Source organism: Bradyrhizobium sp. GW821-FHT13H05, from assembly GCF_058804065.1.
This window is the reverse complement of record NZ_JBXAPO010000017.1, coordinates 62,745-83,307: the sequence shown is the minus strand read 5'-3', so window position 1 is coordinate 83,307 and position 20,563 is coordinate 62,745. Positions and strand designations below refer to the sequence as shown.

Sequence of the window (20,563 nt, the reverse complement as noted above, 5' to 3'; positions counted from 1 at the left end):
ATTTTGGTTTCAATCCGAAGAAATGATGACAGGAACCATATTGATGAACATCAGTTAAACAGGGTGGAATGAACAGGAGGGGACGACCTGTGAACTTAGTCGTCGTTTCAAATCGAGTTGCGCGCGGCAAACCCAACGAGCCCATGACGGGCGGCTTGGCTGCGGCATTGCTTCCCGTCGTCGAGCATTCAGGGGCCATCTGGGTGGGGTCCTCCGGCCGCGTACGCGACGGACATCAGAAGGAGCCGTTCGCCGAGATCGAAGCGCTGGGCTCGGGCGCGATCGCGACGCTGGATCTGCCGGCAGCGCATTACGGCGGCTATTACGAAGGTTTTGCCAATTCCGCGCTGTGGCCGGCGCTGCATTCGCGCAGCGACCTGATCCGCGTCTCGCGTGACGATTATGTCAGCTATCGCGAGGTCAACGCCTTCATGGCGCGGGCCCTGATGCGCTTTCGTAAGCCGCAGACCGCATTCTGGGTGCAGGATTATCATTTTCTCGCCCTCGGCGCGGAGCTGCGCGATCTCGGCGTCGATGATCCGATCGGCTTCTTCCTGCATACGCCGTGGCCGGTGTCCGCGGTGATGCAGGGCGTGCCCAATCATCGCGAGCTGATCACGGCGATGCTGGCTTATGATCTGCTTGGTTTCCAGACCGACGAGGATTGCCAGAATTTTCTTGGCTATGCCGGCGGCGAGCTCGGTCTCACCATCGAGGATGGGGTCGTCAGCTCGCAGCATGGCCGCACCCGCTGTGAAGTCTTCCCGATCGGCATCGATGCGGAGAAGTTTGCCGCATACGCCGCGAAATCGGTTTCGCATCCGGACGTGTCGCGGCTGCGCCGCAGCCTCAACGGCGAGCGGCTTGCGATCGGTGTCGACCGGCTCGACTATTCCAAGGGCCTCGTCAACCGCATCAGCGCGTTCGACCGACTCTGGACCGAGCATCCGCAATTCTTGCGCAGCATTTCCCTGCTTCAGATCGCCAATCCATCGCGCGGCGCGATCGAAGCCTATGGCAATCTCCAGAACGAGGTCGCGCGCCTCGTCACCGACGTCAACGGCCGTCATGGCGAGGTCGACTGGACCCCGATCCGCTATCTCAATAAAGGCTTCAGCCAGGCCGTGCTCGCGGGGCTCTATCGCACCGCGCAGGTCGGCGTGGTGACGCCGCTGCATGACGGCATGAACCTCGTCGCCAAGGAATATGTCGCCGCGCAAAATCCGGCCGATCCCGGCGTGCTGGTGCTGTCGAAATTCGCCGGTGCCGCCAACGAGCTTGATACAGCGCTGCTGGTCAATCCGCACGACATCGACGGCATGACGCGCGCGATCGCGGTTGCGGCCGCAATGCCGCTGACCGAGCGCAAGATGCGCTGGGACGCGATGATGAAGAAGCTGCGCGGCCACACCATTCAGCAATGGTCCGCCGATTTCGTCGCTGAGCTCGAAAAGTGCCGCGTCGAGAAGGCCGCGGTCGCCCCGCTCGCAGCGCAGCCGCCGCAGGCATTGCGCTGGCTGAAGTCGGCGATCTCAGGGGTGAGGTTGATTTAGGTTTTGGCGTCATGGCCGGGACAAGCCCCGGCATGACAGACTACTGAGGCGCGACCTGCGCCCTCAATAGCAATACGACACGCCGTCCAGGATTGCGCATTGCCGCTTGTTCGGCGCGTTGGGATCATCCATCGGCACCATGCCCTTGCCCTGGCCGACGAACACGCCGGGGCCGACATGTACCGAGCTCTTGTTGCCGATGATCACGCTCTGATGCGGCGTCGAGCTCGAGCGCGTTCCGTCCGGCCAAAGGATGGCATCGCCCGACAATATTCCCCGCCGCCCGTCATCGCAGCTCACGTCAACCCCTTGCCGGGTGCAGACCTGGGCCAGAGCCGGCACGGTGAAGGCGGAGCCAAGGGCCGAAATCAGGCCGAGTGCAGCGATAGTCTTGCGGATCGTCATGGCGTCCCCGGTCGTGTTGGGCGGTCTCGAGTGAATCGTCGCGCCAAACCCGCCATGGGTTCAGCCGGCAGCTGGTTCCGAAGCGACCACCAGCGCCAAATATTCTCTTTGAAATACAATATCTTACGGAAAATTCACCCGATTCTCCCGCGATCCCTTGCAAAATCATCGGCGCCCCTTCAAGAGAAGGCGCTCCGGAGAGATGGCCGAGTGGCTTAAGGCGCACGCTTGGAAAGCGTGTGTGCGGGAAACCGTACCGTGGGTTCGAATCCCACTCTCTCCGCCATTTGCCAGCGGTTCTACGCAATGGCGCGATATCCTTGCGAGGGCTGCCGATGATTGGAGCAGACCTGCGACAGGGGTCGAAGATGGCATCCACCGCGCGAACAAGTGCAGTCCCAAGCTGCTCGTCGACCTGCCTCTTTCCCGGGCGATTCCGCGGTGGTCAACCTGCTTTGGAGAGCTCGTTTTCGATTTCGCGGCGACGTGCGCTCCAAAAACTGGGCAGCTGCGAACAGCCGGTCGTAACCGTTGTTTACAATGTACCATCCTTCGGATGCAGCGCGGAGTACTTCACTCGGCGGCCTTGATGATCAGCTCGGCGACCTCCTTCGGGAAGGACAGCATCGCGACGTGGCTCGACGGCACTTCGATCGCCGTTGCCTTGGCCGCCTTCACCTGGTCCCTTTCCATTTGCGGCGGAATGATCGCATCCTTCGCCGCAACGACCATGAAGGTCGGCTTCTCGCGCCACGCGGCCTGGCTCATCTGAGCGGTAAGGGTCCTGACGTGGAACGGCCCCTGCGTTGCCGCTACGATTGCCTGCTCTTTGGGCGAAAGGTCGGCAGCGAAATATTTCTTGATGCCCTCGTCGCTGATCGTAAGGAAGCCGTCGGGGTCCTTGACGAACGTCTTCAGGCTTTCCGGATCTGGATATTTCGAAGCGGCGCTATGCACCGACTCGCCTTTGTCCGGTGCGTAAGCCGCGACATAGACGAGCGATTTGACCTTTTCGTCGTTTCCCGCTTCGGTGATCACGGCGCCAGCCCATGAATGGCCGACGAGGACGACAGGACCTTCGGCATTCCGGATCGCCCGTTTGGTGGCGGCGACGTCGTTGTCCAGCGAGTCGAGCGGGTTCTGAACTGCAACGACCTTGAGGCCGGCCTTTTCGAGATACGGGATGACTTTCTCCCAGGACGATCCGTCGGCAAACGCTCCGTGGACAAGGATTGCGGTCTTGGCCTTCAGAGGGGCGGCCGAGGCTGGCAGGCCGATCGCGGCCATCGCGGTCAGGATGACGCTCAAGCCAATAATGCCCTGGTACGATTTCATCGCTACTTTCTTTCGTCTGGTGATGATGTTGGTGGTGTTGCCCGGTGATCGTCTAACGCGCGGCCCGGGCTATCCGCGGAGCCGCCCTATCTCGCCTTCAGAGTGTCGATCAGGACCTTGGCGGCAGGACCGGACGAGGCAGGGTTCTGGCCCGTGATCAGGAGGCCGTCCTTGACGGTGTAGACACCCCAGTTCTTGACCTTGGAATAGGTCGCGCCGAGGCCGAGGAGATCGTCCTCGACAAGAAACGGCACGACCTTGGTCAAGCCGACGTCAGCTTCCTCGCCGTTTGTGAATCCAGTCACGTTCTTGCCATCGACCAGCGGCTTGCCGGCAGGTGTCTTGACGTGCCGCAGCACGCCGGGTGCGTGGCAGACCAGAGCCACAGGCTTGCCGGCGGCGAGAAAGGCCTCGATAAGCTTGATCGAATTCAAATCTTCCGCCAGATCCCACATCGGGCCGTGGCCACCGGGATAGAAGACCGTGTCATAATCCTCTTGCTTCACGCTATCGAGGCGCACCGTCTTGTCCAGCTGGCCCTCGGCATCGGCATCCTTCTCAAAGCGACGGGTGATGTCGGTCTGGAAATTCGGATCCTGGCTCTTGGGGTCGAGCGGCGGCCGGCCTCCCTTGGGCGACGCCAGCGTGATCTGGGCCTGCGCGTCTTTGAAGACGTAGTAGGGCGCAGCCAGTTCCTCCAACCAGAAACCGGTCTTTCGGCCAGTGTCGCCGAGCTGCTCATGAGACGTCAGAACCATCAGGACTTTCATGGCGGGCTCCTTTGCTTTGACAGTTGTGGCCGCGAGCGCCAGCGTTTAGAGACGATAGTCCATTGTCGGTTCAACGCGTGGTTAAACGAGGTGAATCCTATCTGCGCACCGCAGAGCCGCGGCTGGCGAGCTCTGACCTCAAGCGCGTCGCAAGTCATCTGCTCCTGGCCGGATAGGTGGTTGGCACCGATGTGGCATGACGAGACTGCGCCCAACAATGAACGACCGGTATGGTTCGATGCCGAATGAACTCGTATTCTCCTTTGGTCCATTTCGTCTCTATCCGAAACGCCAAAGGTTGCTGCTCGGCAATCAGCCCGTCAAACTCGGCGGCCGATCTTTTGAACTCCTGCATCTATTGGTGCAGCGTAACGGCGAATTGGTGCGAAAGGACGAGCTGATCGCAGCCGCATGGCCCGACGTTTACGTGCATCACAGCAATTTGAAAGTTAACATGAGTAGTCTGCGCCGCTCCCTCGGCGACGTGCAGACCGCTCCGATCTATATCGCGACGATCGCCGGTTACGGCTACCGATTCGTGGCTCCGGTCCGAACCGCCATTTCCGAGCTCGCTGATCAGGGTGTTCCTGAGAGATCGCAGGATGTCTCCGGTCTCCCTGCGCAGCGCGACATTGTTGGACGCGAAGCTGACATCGCGAACGTGTTGGCCGATCTTCGCGACAAGAACCACGTGACATTGGTCGGTGCCGGCGGAATCGGCAAGACGACTATCGCCATAGCTGTCGCTCGCGCCCTTGAACGGCAATACCCGGACGGCGTCTGCTTTATCGATTTATCGATTATTGACGACCCGTCCTTGGTTCCCGTTGCGCTCGCGGCCGCACTGGGGCTCCGCGGCAATCCGGGAGATACCCTCGGCGCCATTCTCGATTATGTTCGGCAGCGTCGGATGCTGGTCATTCTGGACAATTGCGAGCACGTACTCCCAGCGGCCACGATCTTTGCCCGCGGGCTTGCCTCTGACAGCGGTACTTCGAAGCTACTCGCGACCAGTCGCGAACCGCTTGAGACTGCGGCCGAGCACGTCGTTTGGATAGATCCACTCGCATGTCCAAACGTCGTCGATGCGGTGACGGCTGAGCAGGCCTTGCGTTTTCCTGCTGTCGAACTATTCGTCCGCCGAGCATCGGAGTGGATCGGGTACGAGCTTGTCGATTCAGATTGCGCGGCAGTCGTCCAAATATGCCGTGCACTCGACGGTCTTCCTCTCGCGATCGAGCTGGTGGCAGCCAAGATGGAGCACTATGCTCCGCACGAATTGCTTGCCATGCTGGATGAACACGTGGGTTTTCAAAACCCTCACTCAGGCGGCGCAACCCCTCGCCACGAAACGCTACTGGCAACGATCGACTGGAGCTTCAAGCTTCTATCCCCAAACGAGGCAATGGTCTTTCGACTGACGTCGGTTTTCGCCGACGCGTTCGAACTGGACGATATCGGGTCCGTTGCAGAGGTCGCCGGATTGAAGCCGGTCCACGTCGCTGCTGGCCTGGGCGGCCTGGTCACCAAATCGCTTGTTACGGCACAAGCGAGCGGAGCGGGACTCAGTTATAGGCTCCTCGACAGCACGCGGCGTTATGCGGCAGCGCGGCGACAGGAGAGTTCGATCGACGTACCGGCTCTTCACGGTCATGCCCGCCGGATCCTGACCTTGCTCAAGAGATCTGAGGACGAGTGCGAATGGCGTGAGGCTCACGACTGGTTGAGCCTGTACCGCGGGCGCCTCGCCGATTTGCGAGCTGCTTTGTCGTGGGCGTTCGGCCATGGAAACGAGAAGGGACTTGGCATCGAACTCACGGCGGCTGCAATCCCCCTCTGGTCGGAGATGTCCTTGCTGTCGGAGTCGCAGCAATGGGTGGCTCTCGCTCTCGACGTAGCCGACACGGTCCCGTGCGACGATCTTTTGAAGGCGAAGTTGTCCTGTTCCCGGGCGTGGGGCCTGTTTTACGCGCGCAAACTTCGGAATGAGAACGAAGAGGCCTGGCTCGCGGCCATTTCATATGCACTGTCCGCGAACAGCCCCGATTATCAAATGCGCGCCCTGTTGGGACTGTCCTACTACTTGATGCAGATCGGACAGATGGACAAGGCCATCGAGCGTCTCGAAGAACTTCGCGCGCTGCGGCAAATTCACCAGGATTGGTCGGGAACCCCCGATGCCGATCGCGCTTTGGCCTGGGCAAAGGCGCATGCGGGAGACTTGACCGGGAGTTGGGACGTCCTCTCGAGACAGGCCAAGATCTACAGTCAACCCGACAAGCGAACCCGCATGGCGGAACTCGATGTCGATCGCTTCATTTCGACACGCTTCTACCTGCCAATGGTCGCCTGGCTGAACGGCCGCGTGGATTACGCCGCAAGTGCTGCCCACGAGGCTGTCGTCGCGTCCACAAACGCAAGCCACCTGGTCTCGCAAGCCAACGCGCTCGGGTTGGGCGCGCTCCCGGTCTCGTTCTATAATGGCGACCTCGATGCGCTCGAGAACTACACCGAACAGTTGCAATCCATCTTGAGGCGCGAACACATCGCGCGCTGGGTTCCCGTTCAAAGATTCTTCGCGGCGGTCGTCCGAGACTTGAACGGCAATCGGGATGCCGTTCTCGATATGCGCGATGCCGTCACCGAATTGATGGAATGCCGTTACTTGATGCGCATCGGCATGTATCTCGCGCATCTCGCTGACGTGCTTTCCCGGCAGGGAAGGATCTCTGAAGCTCAAGAGACAATCACCATGGCGCTCAGACATCAGGAGCAGCAGCGGGAGCGATGGTGCCGACCGGAAGTACAGCGGATCCAAGCCTTGCTCCTGCTTCGATCTGGCCAGTATTCTGATGCTAAACGCTCGCTAGGGATTGCTCGAGAGGAAGCACGCAGGATGAACTCAGTCTCGTTCGAACTGCGTATCGTCAACGATCTGGCGTCTCTTTATACAGACTCGGGCCGCAACAAAGAGGCGGCACGACTGCTGCGACCGGTCCTCGATCGGTTCACCGAAGGCTCCTCGACGAGAGATTTGAGAACAACGTTGCAGCTGCTGCGCCGTACAGATGGAATCATGACATAGCGACCTTTTGGGATGCCGTCGGGCGGTTGTCTTTACCGTTGCGGTCTTCCTTGCCTTTACAAAGAATGCTTGTTGTTCTCACAGCCACATAGCAGCGGCCACGATTGATGCCTCCGCCGGGGCTGGACGACGCGGTGCGATACGAACGAACGTCGACCGGGCGTGCCCGGCCTTGCCGATCAGAGAAATTACCACTTTTTACCAAGCTAGCGATGGGACGTGTTGTACGAAGCAACCGGTGCATCGGATATTCTTGCCGATAGCTTCAACGACTGGCGGATTTCGGAGCCACGCCAAATGACATCGCATGTCAAGATTGTCGCGATACTCACAGCTCGGCTGCAGAAGCGGGACGAACTATGGTCGCTCCTGAACGGAATGGCCCCTCAATGCAGGGCCGAGCCTGGTAATGTTCGATGGGATGTTTGGCAGGACCAATCTCAAAAAGACCGATTTGTGATTGATGAACTCTACGTCGATAACGCTGCAGTTGCCGCACACCGGGCAACGCCTCACTATCAGGCTTATCTTGTCCGGATTCCAGTCCTTGCCGACCGCATCGCCGTGATCTGCGACCCATTGGAAGTTGGAAACGTTGTTCTTTAAATTCCGAAGCCGCTTTCCGGCTGTGCGCAAACGCCGTATTCGCGGCGGCTGCGCCTGCCCAAGTTTGTCACCGGCTCCGCTGTACGTTCAGTGCATGCTCCTGTGGTCCTCGCGCCTCTCGTTGAACGAGAACCGCGCAAGGCAAAAGCACGATTTCCCTTGGAGGCGGCAGCAGCGTCGTCCAGCGTGCAAATCGGTGAGGCTCATACGCGATGCGCCATCATCGCGTCAGGTGGCGAGTCGCCCTCTCGACGCCTTGCGAATAATGCTTTCCGCACACGCGATAAGCATCGTCCCTGCCGTGAAGTGGAAGCAATTGTAGATAGCCGCTGCGCTGCATGGGGCAGGGTTCTGATCAGTTCGTTGATTTAATCCTCGGCTACGCTGTCGCAATTCTTGCTGATGCGCGCGTTGAAGCGGCGTCAACCATGCGTTCTTGATATCGGAACGAGACAACCCGCCTTTGGTGCGCTGTCAAATCGCGCAATGCCTGACCAGTGCACAAACATTGATCAAGCAAAGCAAATTAGTGCTGCTTGCTAACGAAATATACCTCCGATTATGCTGCGTCGCAGCGATGTCTTTCTTCGCGATGTCAAGTATGACGACGGAGGCGCGATAATGCGTTCTGCCCTCAAGGTGCTCTCGTGGTGCGGCGTAATGGCCGGCCTCATTGCTGGAGGGCTACTCGCCCCCGCGCCGTCGGCCCGAGCAGCCGGCGTCCTGAAGGTGGCGATGACCGCGGGCGATTTGCCGGTCACGACAGGCAATCCAGACCAAGGTTTTGAAGGCTTTCGATTCGTCGGCTGGAATCTGTACGACGCCTTGATCAACTGGGATTTGTCCAGGAGCGACAGGGCGTCGGACATCAAGCCTGGCCTCGCGACCGAGTGGCATATCGATCCGGCCAACCACAAGCGCTGGATCTTCACCCTGCGACAGGGCGTGAAATGGCATGATGGTTGCGACTTCACCGCCGACGACGTCGTCTGGAATTTCCAGCGCATCAGCGACCAAAAGGCGCCGCAGTTCTTTACACAGCAATTTGCCTTGTCGCGCGCCTATCTGACCAATTTCGAGAGCATCGAGAAGATCGACGACCACAGCGTCGCGATCACGACGAAATTCGTCGAATCGCTGTTTCCCTACGACATGTCCTATGTGCTGATGATCAGCCGCTGCCGGGCGGAGGCGCTGCACTACGACTGGACCGCCTACGCCAGTCAGCCCTCCGGCACGGGCCCGTACCGCTTCGCCGGCATGACCGCGCATGAACGCATGGAGATGGTGCCGAACAACGAGTATTGGGACAAGGCGCGCGTGCCGAAGCAGGACCGCCTGGTGCTGCTGCCGATGCCGGAGGCCGCGACCCGCACCGCGGCGCTGCTCTCCGAGCAGGTGAATTTCATCGAGGCGCCTGCGCCGGATGCGATCCCGGTGCTGAAGCGCGCGTCGAAGCAGATCGTCTCCAACGCCTATCCCCACAACTGGCCGTACATTCTGAACTTCACGCGCGGTCCCTTCACGGACCTTCGGGTGCGCCAGGCCGCGAATTACGCCATCAATCGCGACGACGTGGTGGATCTCGTCGGCGGCATGGCGACGCCGCAATATGCCGAGGTGCCGCCGATCCTGCCTTATTACGGGAACCCGGTGATCTACAAGTTCGACAAGGCCAAGGCGCGTGCGCTCTTGAAGGAGGCCAATTGCCTGCCCTGCAAGGTGACGCTGGCGATCTCGACCTCCGGCTCCGGCCAGATGCAGTCGCTGCCGATGAACGAACTGGTCAAGCAGCAATTGGAAGATGCCGGGTTCGAGGTCACGCTCAATGTGATGGACTGGAACGCGCTGCTGGACGTCAGTCGCTCCGGCGTTCCGAAATACCCGAACATCGACGGCATGAACGCTTCGCGCGGCCTGCTCGATCCCGTGAGCGCCATCATCAAGCCGGTCGCCACGGCCTACTGGTCGCCGGCCGGCAGCAATTGGGGCCATTTCGGCACGCCGGAAGCCGATGCGCTGGTCAAGCAGATCTTCGAGGAATTCGAGCCCGAGAAGCGGCTGGCACTGTTGACCCGCCTGCATGAATACGAATCCGAACAAGCGCTGATGATCTTCGTCGTGCACGACCTCAATCCGCGCGCGCTGTCGCCGAAAGTGCATGGCTTCGTGCAGGCGCAGAACTGGTTCCAGGACCTGACGCCGATCACGGTCGATCCGTAAAGTCGAGGAGCGGGAATGCTCGGCTACGTCATCCGCCGTATCCTGTTCGCGATCCCGATTGCGCTCGGCGTCAGCGTCGTCTGCTTTTCCCTGGTCTATCTGGCGCCGGGCGATCCCCTGCAAACGGTGTTGCCGCCGGACGCCACCGCCGAGACGATTGCGATCGTCAAACACGCCTACGGCTTCGACCGGCCAGTCCCGGTGCAATACGCGATCTGGCTTTGGCACGTTCTGCATGGTGACTTCGGCCGCTCGATCGCCAGTCAGCGCGCGGTCACGCTGGAGGTGTTCGGCGCGCTCGGCAACACGGCGATGCTGGCGCTGTTCGCCGCGCCGCTCTCGTTCATCTTGGGCTATGGCATGGGCGCGCTGGCCGGCTGCTTCCCCGGGCGGGCCACAGATCGCATCGTGACAGGCGCGGCGGTGATCGGCGTCAGCCTGCCGAACTACTGGCTGGGATTGGTGCTGGTCATCATCTTCGCGGTCGAATTCATGGTGCTGCCCGCAAGCGGAATGGGGCAGTCCGGCTCGGCTGCCTTCACGCTATGGCACTGGAGCGACGCGAAATTCCTGGTGCTGCCGGTGACCACGCTGGCGATGATCCCGATTGGCATCATCGCACGCACGACGCGCGCGGCCGTGGCGGAGGTCCGCAGTCAGGATTTCGTCACGACGCTGCGCGCCATGGGGCTGGGCGAGGGCGCGGTGATCCGGCATGTGCTCAAGAACGCCTCGCCACAGGTGCTGGCGGTGATGGGGCTGCAGTTCGGCTATCTGATGGGAGGCTCCATTCTGGTGGAGACGGTGTTCACCTGGCCCGGCAGCGGCTTCCTGCTGTTCAAGGCGATCATCAACCGCGACATCCCCGTGCTGCAGGGCACTATCCTCGCGCTCTCGCTGATCTTCGTCGCCACGAATTTGATTGTGGACCTGTTGCAAGCGGTGCTGGACCCGAGGATCCGCCGAGCATGAATGAGAGAGCGGTGGTGGCGCCGGGCGCGATCCCGGCGGATTCGGAGATCGCGGATTCTGAAGTCGATTCGGCGCCCGCGATCCGGGTGCGCGGCTATTGGCAGTCGGTGCTGCGCCGTCTGCGCTACGACTGGATGACGATCGCCTTCGGACTGGTGGTGCTGGCGATCGTGATCGTGGCGATCGCGGCTCCGCTGATCGCGCCGTTCGATCCGTACCAGCAGAGTATCGTCGGCCGTCTCAAGCCGTTCGGCTGGCGTGGCCATCCCTGGGGCACCGACGAGTTGGGCCGCGACATGATGAGCCGGCTGATCTATGGCGGCCGTATCTCGCTGGTGATGGGCCTGGCGCCGGTTTTGATCGCAACATTGGTCGGCGGCATGCTGGGCGTGATCGGCGGCTTCGCCGGGCGCGTCGCCAATACCGCCATCATGCGCACCATGGACGTGTTCTACGCCTTTCCGTCCATCCTGCTGGCGGTCGCGATCTCCGGCGCGATGGGTGGCGGCATGATCAACGGCATTATCTCCTTGAGCCTGGTGTTCACGCCCGCGATGTGCCGCGTCGCGGAGACGGCGACGGCGCAGGTGAAGAACCTGGACTACATCGAGGCCGCCCGCGCCAGCGGTGCCAGCACGCTCACGATCATCCGCCACCACGTGCTGGGCAATGTGCTGGGACCCGTGTTCATCTATGCCTCCAGCCTCGTCAGCGTCAGCATCCTGCTCGCTTCGGGCCTGTCGTTCCTGGGCCTGGGGGTACAGCCGCCCGAGCCGGACTGGGGCCTGATGCTCTCGACCTTGCGCCAGTCGCTCTACGTCGACCCGCTGGGCTGCGCGCTGCCGGGCATCGCGATCTTCATCACATCGATCAGCTTCAATCTCGTCAGCGACGGCGTGCGCGGCGCGATGGATGTGCGCGGATGAGCGTCGCCGTCGAGATGCAACCCTATGTGGATCCGCGCGACCGCGGCGGTGCCGCGCAGCCGATGCTGATCGCGCGCGATCTGCAGCGCCATTTCTGGGTGAAGGGTGCCGGCAAGGGCGCCGTGGTGCGCGCCGTGGACGGCGTCTCGTTCACGCTGTTCAAGGGTGAAACCCTTGGCGTGGTCGGCGAGTCCGGTTGCGGCAAGTCGACATTGGCGCGGCTCTTGCTGCATCTGGTGGTGCCGGACTCCGGCGAACTGGTGTTCGACGGCGACGCCGTGGGCGTACGCGGCGGCGTCAACGTGGCTGACCTGCGCCGTCAGGTGCAGATGGTGTTCCAGGACAGCTACTCCTCGCTCAACCCGCGCATGCCGGTGCAGGATTCCATCGCCTTCGGCCCGATGGTGAACGGCCGTACCAAGACGGAGGCGAGCCGGATCGCACACGATATCCTGATCAAGGTGGGTCTGCGGCCGGATCTGTTCGGCCCGCGCTACCCGCACGAGCTGTCCGGCGGCCAGAAGCAGCGTGTCAACATCGCCCGCGCGCTCGCGGTCGGCCCGCGCATGGTGATCCTCGACGAAGCCGTCTCCGCGCTGGACAAGTCGGTCGAGGCCCAGGTGCTCAATTTGCTGCGACAGCTCAAGCGCACCTTGAACCTCACCTATCTGTTCATCAGCCACGACCTCAACGTGGTGCGCTATATCAGCGACCGCGTGCTGGTGATGTATCTGGGACAGGTGGTTGAGCTTGGCCCCGCGGCCGAGGTATTTGCCCGAGCGCGCCATCCTTACACAAGGGCACTGCTGGGGTCTCGCCTATCGATGGACGCCGGACGGCGGATCGAGGCGCCGCCTCTGGTGGGCGACCCGCCGAGTCCGATCGACCCGCCCTCGGGCTGCCGTTTCCGCACCCGATGCCCGCATGCGGAGTCCGTGTGCGAAGCGCGGATGCCGACGCTGGGACACTGGGAGGATCGCTCCTCCCATGTCGCGGCGTGTCATATGACGACGCCAGATTCCGGTCACAGCCTGGCGGGGTCCGCCTGATGGACGGCCATATCGAGGCGCCCGCGCCGCTGCTGGACGTGCGCGATCTGACCGTGAAGTTCGTGAGCCGCGAGGCGACGGTGACCGCCGTCAACGGAGCCACGTTCAGCCTGCGCGCAGGCGAAGTGCTGTGCCTTTTGGGCGAGTCCGGCTCGGGCAAATCCGTCACGCTGCGCGCACTAATGCGGCTATTGCCGAAGCAATCGCAGGTGGCCGGTCGGGTTGAGCTCGGCGGACAGGATGTTCTTGCGTTGCAGGGGAAGGCGTTACGGGCCTTTCGCGGCGGCGAGGTCGCGATGGTGTTCCAGGAGCCGATGACCGCGCTGGACCCGGTCTACACCATCGGCCAGCACCTGGTGGAGATGATCCGTCGGCACAAGGGCGGCACCAAGGCCGAGGCCCGCGCCCGCGCGCTCGAGCTGCTGGAGCTGGTCAAGATCCCATCCGCCGCGCGCCGGCTCGATGCCTATCCACATGAGTTGTCGGGAGGGCTGCGGCAGCGCGCGATGATCGCGATCGCGCTGTCCTGCGGGCCGCGGCTCTTGCTGGCAGACGAGCCGACCACGGCGCTGGACGCAACCGTGCAGATTCAGGTGCTGATCCTGCTGCGCCGCCTGCAGCAGGAATTGGGGATGGGCACCATCTTCGTCACCCACGATCTGGGTGTGGCGGCGGAGATCGCGGATCGCGTGGCGGTGATGTATGCCGGGCGGGTGATCGAGGAGGGGCCGGTCGCGGACGTCCTGCGCGCGCCGGCGCATCCGTACACCGCGGGTCTGTTGGCCTCCACCGTGCACGACCAGGCGCCGGACCAGGATATCGCCGCGATCCCGGGGAGCCCGCCTGATTTGCGGCGGCTGCCGGGTGGTTGCAGCTTCGCGCCGCGCTGCGGTCTCGCCACCGACGCATGCCGCCAGGCCTTCCCCGACCCGGTCTACCCGGCGCCGGGCCGGATGGCTCGCTGCCTGCGCGTCGCGGACGGTTGCCAGGTCTGCTGAGAGAGCCCGCATGAAAGATGACAGTCGATGAGTGAGAAGACGAAGTTCGTGAACGACATGGTCGCCTCGATCGCGACCTGGCATGGCGTGCAGCCGCCGAACGAGGTGGCCCTGCGGATGCTCGGCGATCTGGAGAAGCTGATCCGCGACTTCGAGGCGCTGCGCGGCACCATGCGCTTCGAGGATGAGCCCGCGAGCTTCGAGGCGGCGCTGGTTGAAGCGGCATCGATCGGGGTGAGCGCATGATGGCGGCAAGGCTTGATGTTGCCGACCTGTCGCTGGTCGAGGCAGCGGATGCTGTGCGCAAGGGCGAGGTGAGTGCGGTATCGCTGCTGGAGGCGTGCCTCGCCAATCTCGACGCCCATGAGGAGGCGGTCAACGCCACGATCTGGGTGGACAAAGAGGCTGCATTTACGGCTGCCCGTGCCGCCGATGCCAAACGCGCCGCGGGCGGACCGCTCGGGCCGTTGCACGGGCTGCCGCTGGCGCACAAGGACATGTACTATCAGGCCGGCCGTCTCTCCAGTTGCGGCTCGGCCATTCGCCGCGATTTCGTGCCGGACTACAGCGCAACTGTGATCGAGCGGCTCAGCGCTGCGGGCGCTTATGCGTTCGCTGGCCTCAACATGGCGGAGTTCGCGCAGAACGGAACCGGCCACAACCGTCACCATGGCGACTGTCACAATCCCTGGAACCTGTCCTACGTCACCGGCGGCTCCTCCAGCGGATCGGGCGCGGCAGTCGCGGCCCGCTTCACCTTTGCCGCACTGGGCTCCGACACCGGCGGCTCGATCCGTCTTCCCGCTGCGGCCAATGGCGTCAGTGGCATCAAGCCGACGCAGACCCGCGTCAGCCGCTACGGCGTGATGCCCTTGTCGTTCTCGGCCGACAATGTCGGCCCGCTCACCCGCACCGCGCGCGATTGCGCCCGGATCATGAGCGTCATCGCCGGGCACGATCCGCTCGACCCGACCAGCGCCGAGATGCCGGTGCCTGATTACGAGGCGGGGCTGACCGGCGACCTTCGCGGTATCCGCATCGGCATGCCCTCGACCTACTTCTTCGACGAGGTGGACGCGCCGGTGCGGGCAGCGATTGAGGCTGCAGCTTCCGTGCTGGCCGGCCGCGGCGCAACGATCGTGCCTCTGACATTGCCGCTGATGGATGCGGTCGCGACCTATGCTGCAGTGGTGTCGCGCGTCGAGGGCGCCACCATCCACGCCGAGTCGATGCGCCAACGGCCGCAGGATTTCGCCACCCATATCAATGCGCGGATGTTTCCGGGCTATGCGATCCCCGCCACCTATTACGTCGAGGCCCTGAGCCGGCGCGGCCCGATCCTGAAGGCGTTCGCCAAGGAGGTATTCAGCCAGGTCGATCTCCTGGTCACGCCCACCATCCGCACCTGCCTGCCGACACTTGCGGCCACCGATATCGACAACGGTCCGCCGGGAACGGAGCAGGTGGCGCTCGGCATCTCCACCAACACGAGGCCGTTCAACTATCTCGGCCTGCCGTCGATGAGCATTCCCTGCGGCTTCGACCCGAGCGGCCTGCCGATCGGGCTGCAGATCAGCGGGCGTCCGTTCGCGGAAGCCGCGGTGCTGCGGGCGGCCGACGCCTATCAACGCGACACCGACTGGCATGCGCGCCGGCCGGCGATCGCAGCAGTCTGAGCAATCAAACGCGACAACAACAAGAACGACAAGAAGGATGATTCATCATGCCGGAAATGCCCGACGAGGCCGCGCTTGCCCTTGAATTCGAAGTTCTCGCCAAACGCGCTGGCCTTGCCATTCCCGAGGACCGCAAAGCTGCGCTGTTCGCGGGCTTCAAGGATCTGCGCCGCATGCTCGCCACGATGCGCCAGCCGCGCACCGCAGCAGACGAGCCTGCCGGCACATTCTCGATCCAGAGCGTGACGCGGGGGCTTTGATCATGAGCGATACGAAATTGTTCGAGCTCAGCATCGCCGAGGCCGGCCGCAAGCTGCGCGACGGATCGATCACCTCGACGGCGCTCACCGAGGACGCGCTGTCGCGCATTGCCGCAATCGATCCCGCGCTCGACAGCTTCATCACCGTGACCGCCGATCGCGCCCGCGCCGATGCTGTGGCCGCAGATGCCGCCTTCGCCAAAGGGATCGACAACGGGCCGATGCAGGGCGTGCCTTACGCGCTGAAAGACATCTACGACACCGCCGGTATCCGCTCGACCTGCCATTCCAAGCTGCGGCTGGATCATGTGCCGGCCGCCGATTCCGTGGTCGAGAGCAAGTTCAAGGCGCAAGGCGCGGTGCTGCTCGGCAAACTTGCCACCCACGAATTCGCGCTCGGCGGTCCGAGCTTTGATCTGCCGTTTCCGCCGGCGCGCAATCCCTGGAATCGTGAACACATTCCGGGTGGCTCGTCCTCCGGCTCGGGGGCTGCGGTTGCCGCCGGGCTGGTGCGCATGGCGATGGGTTCTGACACCGGCGGCTCGATCCGTGGACCGGCGGCCTATTGCGGCACGGTCGGGTTGAAGCCGACCTACGGCCTGGTCTCCCGACGCGGCGTGTTTCCGCTCTCGACCACGCTCGACCATTGCGGTCCGTTGTCGTGGACGGTCGAGGACAGCGCGATCGCGCTGCAGACTATCGCCGGTTATGACGCGCTCGATCCGGCCAGCGTCGATATTCCCATACCGAACTATCTGGTTGGGCTCGATCGGGGCGTGGACGGGCTGCGGATTGGCCTGCCCAGGCATTTCTTCGCCAAGACAGAGGACGTGTCGGCCGAGGTGGTTGCGGCGATCGACCGCGCCGCGGAGCGGCTTGCGAAGCTCGGTGCCGTGGTCGAGGAGATCACGCTGCCGGACTACGACCTGTTCAATGCCTGCGGCCGTATCATCATGTACACCGAGGCGTTCGCCATTCATGAGCAGGACTTCCAGAGGCGGCCGCTCGATTTCGGTCGGCTGACCTATTTGCGGATGACGCTCGGCGCTTTCGTCACCGGGGCCGATATCCAGCAGGCGATGCGGTTGCGCCGCGAGCTATCGCGCGCGGTCAATCTGCAGCTCAAGACCTATGACGCGCTGATTACGGCCAGCGCCCTGATACCGGCGCCGGCCTTCGCCGATCTCGATTCGAACAGCCCGCCCATTTGGCCGATCCAGACCATGCCGTTCAACGTCACCGGCAACCCGGCCATGTCAATTCCGACCGGCTTCTCGGCGTCGGGCCTGCCGCTGTCGATGCAGATCGTCGGACGTGCCTTCGATGAAAGCACGGTGCTTCGCATCGGCGCCGCCTTCGAATCCGCAACGGGGCTGAGCGCCCGGCGCCCGGCGCTCGCGCAAGGCTACTCTCCGCCATCAGCCTGATTTCACAAGCCGCCACGTCCCATCCCCCGCTCGCTTCAGCGCGGGGTCGCTCACCCGCACGTTCTCGGCCAGAAAGTCGATGAACGCGCGCACACGGGCGGGCAGGGGCGCGGTATGGCCGACATAGACGGCGTGGATGTCTTCGCGGTCGCCGGGATTGTAGCTTTGCAGCACCGGCACAAGACGGCCGGCTTCGATGTCGGGGCCGATGTGGAAGAGGGCAAGGCGGGCAAGGCCGACGCCGCCGAGCGCGAGGCGGCGGGCGGCTTCGCCGTCGCTGGCGCGGGCCGCCGGTGGCGGCACGGCTTCCTCGGTGCGGTCGCCGCGCTTGAAGGGCCAGCCGCGGATTGAGCGCGGAAAGGTCCAGCCGATGCCGCGGTGCTCGGCGAGATCCGCTGGAATTTTTGGAGCGCCGAAGCGCGCCAGATAATTCGGCGCGCCGACCACGACCATGCGGCTGGTGCCGAGCTTTCGCGCGACGAGGCGTGAGGCGCGCAAGGGGCCGACGCGGATGGCGACGTCGGCGCGCTCCTGCATCAGGTCAATCAGCGTGTCGGTCAAGACGAGATCGAGCGTGACGTCGGGATGCTGCTCGAGGAAGCGCGGGATCAGCGGCATCAGATGCAACATGCCGAAAGGGATGTTGCTGTTCACCGCCAGGCGGCCGCGCGGCGCGGCTCCCGAGGCGGCCTCGCGCTCGGCCTCCTCCATCTCGGCGAGGATGCGCACGGCGCGCTGATAGAAGGCCTGGCCTTCCTCCGTCAGCGTCAGCTTGCGCGTGGTGCGGTTGATCAGCCGCGAGCCGAGCCGGGCCTCCAGCCGCGAGATCAGCTTGCTGACGCCCGACGGGGTCAGGCGCAGTTTTCGCGCCGCCTGGGTGAATCCGCCCAAGTCGACGACGCGGACGAAGACCTCCATCTCGGCGGAGCGATTGGTGTCGAAACGGGCCATGTTGAATTCACGTCACAAATGATTGGATTGCGGACATCCTAATGCTTTTGCTGCGGCGCAGCTATCTGCGTGTTTCGTTCCCCGCATTGGAGCCACGCATGCCTCCCGCCGTCCTCGCGCTCACCGCAGGTGCCTTCGGCATCGGCACCACCGAATTCATCATCATGGGCCTGTTGTTGCAGGTCGCCGCCGACATGCATGTCTCCGTGCCGGTCGCGGGTCTGCTCATCTCCGGCTATGCGCTCGGCGTGTTCGTTGGTGCTCCCGTACTGACGCTGGCCACGCGGCGGATGCCACGCAAAACGGTGCTGCTGGCGCTGATGGCGATCTTCACGTTCGGCAACGCCGCCTGCGCGCTGGCGCCGAACTATGAATTGCTGATGGCGGCGCGGGTGCTGACCTCGCTCGCCCACGGCACGTTCTTCGGCGTGGGCTCGGTGGTGGCCACCAGCCTCGTCGCCGAGGACAAGCGGGCCTCCGCGATATCCACCATGTTCATCGGCCTGACGGTCGCGACGCTGCTCGGGGTGCCATTCGGCGCCTGGTTCGGCCTGATGCTCGGCTGGCGCGCCGCATTCTGGGCGGTGACTGTGATCGGCGTGATCGCCTTCGCCGTGGTGGCCGCGTTCGTGCCCGGCCATGTCGGCAACGGCGACAAGCCGATCTCGCTCGCGGAGGAGGTCGCGGTGCTCGGCCGTCCGCAAGTGCTGCTCGGCCTTGCCATGACCGTGTTCGGCTTTGCCGGCCTGTTCGTCGTCTTCACCTATATCCAGCCGATCCTGACGCGCTTCACGGGCTTTTCGGAAGAAGCGGTCTCGCCGATCCTGCTGGTGTTCGGCGCCGGCCTCGCGATCGGCAATGTCGCCGGCGGCAAGCTCGCCGATCGCGGCCTCGCGCGCGCCCTGATCGGCACGCTTGCCGCGCTTGCCATCGTGCTGCTTGGCCTTGCCGCGGTGCTGTCGGTCAAGATCCTGTCCGTCGCTCTGATCCTGCTGCTCGGCATCGCCGCCTTCGCGACCGTCGCGCCGCTCCAGCTCCGGGTGCTGGAGGCCGCCGGCTCCAGCGGCCGCACGCTTGCCTCGAGCCTCAACATCGCCGCGTTCAACCTTGGCAACGCGCTGGGCGCATGGGCTGGCGGCGGCACCATCGATCGCGGGCTCGACCTCTCCGCGCTGCCGCTGGTCGCGGCCGGGATCACCGCGATCGGCCTCGTGCTGGCACTATGGAGCCTCCGGCTCGACCGCACGACGGCCGCCGTCGCAGCGTGCCCGGCGGAATAGGAGACCGATCATGGACTACCGCAATCTCGGCGCATCCGGTCTCAAGGTCCCCGTCCTCAGCTTCGGCACCGGCACCTTCGGCGGCCAGGGCCCGCTGTTCTCGGCCTGGGGCCGCAGCGGCACGGAGGAGGCACGCAGGCTGATCGACATCTGCCTCGATGCCGGCGTCAATCTGTTCGACAGCGCCGATGTCTATTCCAACGGCGCCTCCGAAGAAATTCTCGGCGCCGCGATCAAGGGCCGCCGCGACAAGGTGCTGATCTCGACCAAGATGAGCTTGCCGATGGGCGACGGCCCGCTCGATGCCGGCTCGTCGCGGCATCGTTTGCTTGCTTCGGTCGAAGCGGCGCTGCGTCGGCTCGGCACCGACTACATCGACCTGCTTCAGCTCCACGCCTTTGATGCGTTCACGCCGATCGAGGAGGTGCTGTCGACCCTCGACACGCTCGTGCGTGCCGGCAAACTGCGCTATGTCGGCGTCTCCAATTTCGCCGGGTGGCAGCTGATGAAATCGCTCGCCATCGCGGACCGCCACGGCTGGCCGCGTTATGTCGCGCACCAGGTGTATTATTCGCTGCTCGGCCGCGACTATGAGTGGGAGTTGATGCCGCTCGCGCACGACCAGGGTGTCGGTGCGCTGGTCTGGAGCCCGCTCGGCTGGGGCCGGCTGACCGGAAAGATCCGGCGGGGTCAGCCGTTGCCTCGGGAGAGCCGCCTGCATGCCACCGCGCAGTTCGGCCCGCCCGTGGACGATGCGCGCCTCTACGCCGTCGTTGATGTGCTGGACGCGATTGCCGCGGAGACCGGCCGCACCGTGCCGCAGGTCGCGATCGCCTGGCTGCTGGCGCGCCCCACCGTCTCCTCCGTGATCATCGGTGCCCGTGACGAGGCGCAGCTGCGCGACAATCTCGGCGCGGTCGGCTGGTCGCTGAGCCCGGATCAGATCGGGCGTCTCGACGCGGCGAGCGCTGTGATGCCGCCCTATCCCTACTACCCCTATCGCATCCAGGACGGCTTTTCGCGGCTCAATCCGCCGCTGGTGTGACG

The 20,563-nt window shown here is 63.6% G+C and carries 18 protein-coding genes and 1 tRNA gene; 15 read left to right on the top strand and 4 right to left on the bottom strand.

The features are described 5' to 3' along the window. Window positions 1-89: 89 nt before the first annotated feature. Window positions 90-1,553 (top strand): trehalose-6-phosphate synthase, encoded by a 1,464-nt coding sequence (locus AC1RR3_RS33335; protein WP_492828673.1) that lies wholly within the window; start codon window positions 90-92, stop codon window positions 1,551-1,553. Window positions 1,554-1,616: 63 nt separating this feature from the next. Here the strand turns inward: AC1RR3_RS33335 and AC1RR3_RS33330 are convergent, their stop codons facing one another. Then, window positions 1,617-1,958, bottom strand: coding sequence for a hypothetical protein (locus AC1RR3_RS33330; protein WP_492828671.1), 342 nt, complete (start codon window positions 1,956-1,958; stop codon window positions 1,617-1,619). Between the two features lie 196 nt (window positions 1,959-2,154). Between AC1RR3_RS33330 and AC1RR3_RS33325 the strand changes: the two genes are divergently transcribed. After that, a tRNA-Ser gene (locus AC1RR3_RS33325) sits at window positions 2,155-2,244 on the top strand. Window positions 2,245-2,531: 287 nt separating this feature from the next. Here AC1RR3_RS33325 and AC1RR3_RS33320 read toward each other — a convergent pair. Together AC1RR3_RS33320 and AC1RR3_RS33315 are read right to left on the bottom strand one after the other, a co-directional pair. Beyond that, complete coding sequence (locus tag AC1RR3_RS33320; protein ID WP_492828669.1) at window positions 2,532-3,293, bottom strand: alpha/beta fold hydrolase; 762 nt, start codon at window positions 3,291-3,293, stop codon at window positions 2,532-2,534. Window positions 3,294-3,379: 86 nt separating this feature from the next. Continuing rightward, window positions 3,380-4,063: a type 1 glutamine amidotransferase domain-containing protein gene (locus tag AC1RR3_RS33315; RefSeq protein ID WP_492828667.1), complete on the bottom strand. Its 684-nt coding sequence runs from the start codon at window positions 4,061-4,063 to the stop codon at window positions 3,380-3,382. Window positions 4,064-4,280: 217 nt separating this feature from the next. Here AC1RR3_RS33315 and AC1RR3_RS33310 point away from each other — a divergent pair, with 217 nt between their 5' ends. The 11 genes from AC1RR3_RS33310 to AC1RR3_RS33260 all read left to right on the top strand — a co-directional run bounded on the left by AC1RR3_RS33310 (window position 4,281) and on the right by AC1RR3_RS33260 (window position 17,285). Further along, window positions 4,281-7,148 (top strand): ATP-binding protein, encoded by a 2,868-nt coding sequence (locus AC1RR3_RS33310; protein ID WP_492828665.1) that lies wholly within the window; start codon window positions 4,281-4,283, stop codon window positions 7,146-7,148. A 222-nt stretch (window positions 7,149-7,370) separates the two neighbouring features. Then, a complete protein-coding gene (locus AC1RR3_RS33305; RefSeq protein ID WP_492828663.1) occupies window positions 7,371-7,754 on the top strand; it encodes a putative quinol monooxygenase in 384 nt (127 codons plus the stop codon). Between the two features lie 621 nt (window positions 7,755-8,375). After that, entirely contained in the window at window positions 8,376-9,977 is a 1,602-nt protein-coding gene (locus AC1RR3_RS33300) for an ABC transporter substrate-binding protein (protein ID WP_492828661.1), read from the top strand. 15 nt (window positions 9,978-9,992) lie between these two features. Next, window positions 9,993-10,949, top strand: coding sequence for an ABC transporter permease (locus AC1RR3_RS33295; RefSeq protein ID WP_492828659.1), 957 nt, complete (start codon window positions 9,993-9,995; stop codon window positions 10,947-10,949). Beyond that, on the top strand, window positions 10,946-11,875 hold the full coding sequence (locus AC1RR3_RS33290) for an ABC transporter permease (protein ID WP_492828657.1): 930 nt from the start codon (window positions 10,946-10,948) through the stop codon (window positions 11,873-11,875). The genes AC1RR3_RS33295 and AC1RR3_RS33290 overlap by 4 nt, the downstream gene beginning before the upstream one ends. Further along, the gene (locus AC1RR3_RS33285; protein ID WP_492828655.1) at window positions 11,872-12,924 is read left to right on the top strand and encodes an ABC transporter ATP-binding protein; all 1,053 of its coding nucleotides are present in this window, start codon (window positions 11,872-11,874) and stop codon (window positions 12,922-12,924) included. Before AC1RR3_RS33290 ends, AC1RR3_RS33285 begins: the two co-directional genes overlap by 4 nt. Next, complete coding sequence (locus AC1RR3_RS33280; protein ID WP_492828653.1) at window positions 12,924-13,922, top strand: ABC transporter ATP-binding protein; 999 nt, start codon at window positions 12,924-12,926, stop codon at window positions 13,920-13,922. The genes AC1RR3_RS33285 and AC1RR3_RS33280 overlap by 1 nt, the downstream gene beginning before the upstream one ends. 27 nt (window positions 13,923-13,949) lie before the next feature. Further along, window positions 13,950-14,168 carry a hypothetical protein gene (locus AC1RR3_RS33275; RefSeq protein ID WP_492828652.1) on the top strand — a complete coding sequence of 73 codons (219 nt, stop codon included), beginning with the start codon at window positions 13,950-13,952 and terminating at the stop codon, window positions 14,166-14,168. Further along, window positions 14,165-15,598: an amidase gene (locus AC1RR3_RS33270; RefSeq protein WP_492828650.1), complete on the top strand. Its 1,434-nt coding sequence runs from the start codon at window positions 14,165-14,167 to the stop codon at window positions 15,596-15,598. Before AC1RR3_RS33275 ends, AC1RR3_RS33270 begins: the two co-directional genes overlap by 4 nt. A 47-nt stretch (window positions 15,599-15,645) precedes the next feature. Then, the gene (locus AC1RR3_RS33265) at window positions 15,646-15,858 is read left to right on the top strand and encodes a hypothetical protein (protein ID WP_492828648.1); all 213 of its coding nucleotides are present in this window, start codon (window positions 15,646-15,648) and stop codon (window positions 15,856-15,858) included. Between the two features lie 2 nt (window positions 15,859-15,860). Further along, entirely contained in the window at window positions 15,861-17,285 is a 1,425-nt protein-coding gene (locus AC1RR3_RS33260; protein WP_492828646.1) for an amidase, read from the top strand. On the opposite strand, the gene AC1RR3_RS33255 is transcribed toward AC1RR3_RS33260, so the two are convergent. After that, a complete protein-coding gene (locus AC1RR3_RS33255) occupies window positions 17,277-18,236 on the bottom strand; it encodes a LysR family transcriptional regulator (RefSeq protein WP_492828644.1) in 960 nt (319 codons plus the stop codon). The two genes, AC1RR3_RS33260 and AC1RR3_RS33255, sit on opposite strands and share 9 nt — an antisense overlap. A gap of 98 nt (window positions 18,237-18,334) precedes the next feature. On the opposite strand from AC1RR3_RS33255, the gene AC1RR3_RS33250 reads away from it, so the two are divergent. After that, entirely contained in the window at window positions 18,335-19,516 is a 1,182-nt protein-coding gene (locus AC1RR3_RS33250; RefSeq protein ID WP_492828642.1) for an MFS transporter, read from the top strand. A gap of 10 nt (window positions 19,517-19,526) precedes the next feature. Further along, on the top strand, window positions 19,527-20,561 hold the full coding sequence (locus AC1RR3_RS33245; protein WP_492828641.1) for an aldo/keto reductase: 1,035 nt from the start codon (window positions 19,527-19,529) through the stop codon (window positions 20,559-20,561). The last annotated feature ends 2 nt before the right edge of the window (window positions 20,562-20,563 follow it).

What these genes read in the sequence shown, in the direction of transcription:
- AC1RR3_RS33330 (WP_492828671.1), bottom strand. Translation starts at nt 1,958, where the DNA reads ATGACGATCCGCAAGACTATCGCTGCACTCGGCCTGATTTCGGCCCTT.
- AC1RR3_RS33320 (WP_492828669.1), bottom strand. Translation starts at nt 3,293, where the DNA reads ATGAAATCGTACCAGGGCATTATTGGCTTGAGCGTCATCCTGACCGCG.
- AC1RR3_RS33315 (WP_492828667.1), bottom strand. Translation starts at nt 4,063, where the DNA reads ATGAAAGTCCTGATGGTTCTGACGTCTCATGAGCAGCTCGGCGACACT.
- AC1RR3_RS33310 (WP_492828665.1), top strand. Translation starts at nt 4,281, where the DNA reads ATGAACGACCGGTATGGTTCGATGCCGAATGAACTCGTATTCTCCTTT.
- AC1RR3_RS33300 (WP_492828661.1), top strand. Translation starts at nt 8,376, where the DNA reads ATGCGTTCTGCCCTCAAGGTGCTCTCGTGGTGCGGCGTAATGGCCGGC.
- AC1RR3_RS33295 (WP_492828659.1), top strand. Translation starts at nt 9,993, where the DNA reads ATGCTCGGCTACGTCATCCGCCGTATCCTGTTCGCGATCCCGATTGCG.
- AC1RR3_RS33290 (WP_492828657.1), top strand. Translation starts at nt 10,946, where the DNA reads ATGAATGAGAGAGCGGTGGTGGCGCCGGGCGCGATCCCGGCGGATTCG.
- AC1RR3_RS33285 (WP_492828655.1), top strand. Translation starts at nt 11,872, where the DNA reads ATGAGCGTCGCCGTCGAGATGCAACCCTATGTGGATCCGCGCGACCGC.
- AC1RR3_RS33280 (WP_492828653.1), top strand. Translation starts at nt 12,924, where the DNA reads ATGGACGGCCATATCGAGGCGCCCGCGCCGCTGCTGGACGTGCGCGAT.
- AC1RR3_RS33275 (WP_492828652.1), top strand. Translation starts at nt 13,950, where the DNA reads ATGAGTGAGAAGACGAAGTTCGTGAACGACATGGTCGCCTCGATCGCG.
- AC1RR3_RS33270 (WP_492828650.1), top strand. Translation starts at nt 14,165, where the DNA reads ATGATGGCGGCAAGGCTTGATGTTGCCGACCTGTCGCTGGTCGAGGCA.
- AC1RR3_RS33265 (WP_492828648.1), top strand. Translation starts at nt 15,646, where the DNA reads ATGCCGGAAATGCCCGACGAGGCCGCGCTTGCCCTTGAATTCGAAGTT.
- AC1RR3_RS33260 (WP_492828646.1), top strand. Translation starts at nt 15,861, where the DNA reads ATGAGCGATACGAAATTGTTCGAGCTCAGCATCGCCGAGGCCGGCCGC.
- AC1RR3_RS33255 (WP_492828644.1), bottom strand. Translation starts at nt 18,236, where the DNA reads ATGGCCCGTTTCGACACCAATCGCTCCGCCGAGATGGAGGTCTTCGTC.
- AC1RR3_RS33250 (WP_492828642.1), top strand. Translation starts at nt 18,335, where the DNA reads ATGCCTCCCGCCGTCCTCGCGCTCACCGCAGGTGCCTTCGGCATCGGC.
- AC1RR3_RS33245 (WP_492828641.1), top strand. Translation starts at nt 19,527, where the DNA reads ATGGACTACCGCAATCTCGGCGCATCCGGTCTCAAGGTCCCCGTCCTC.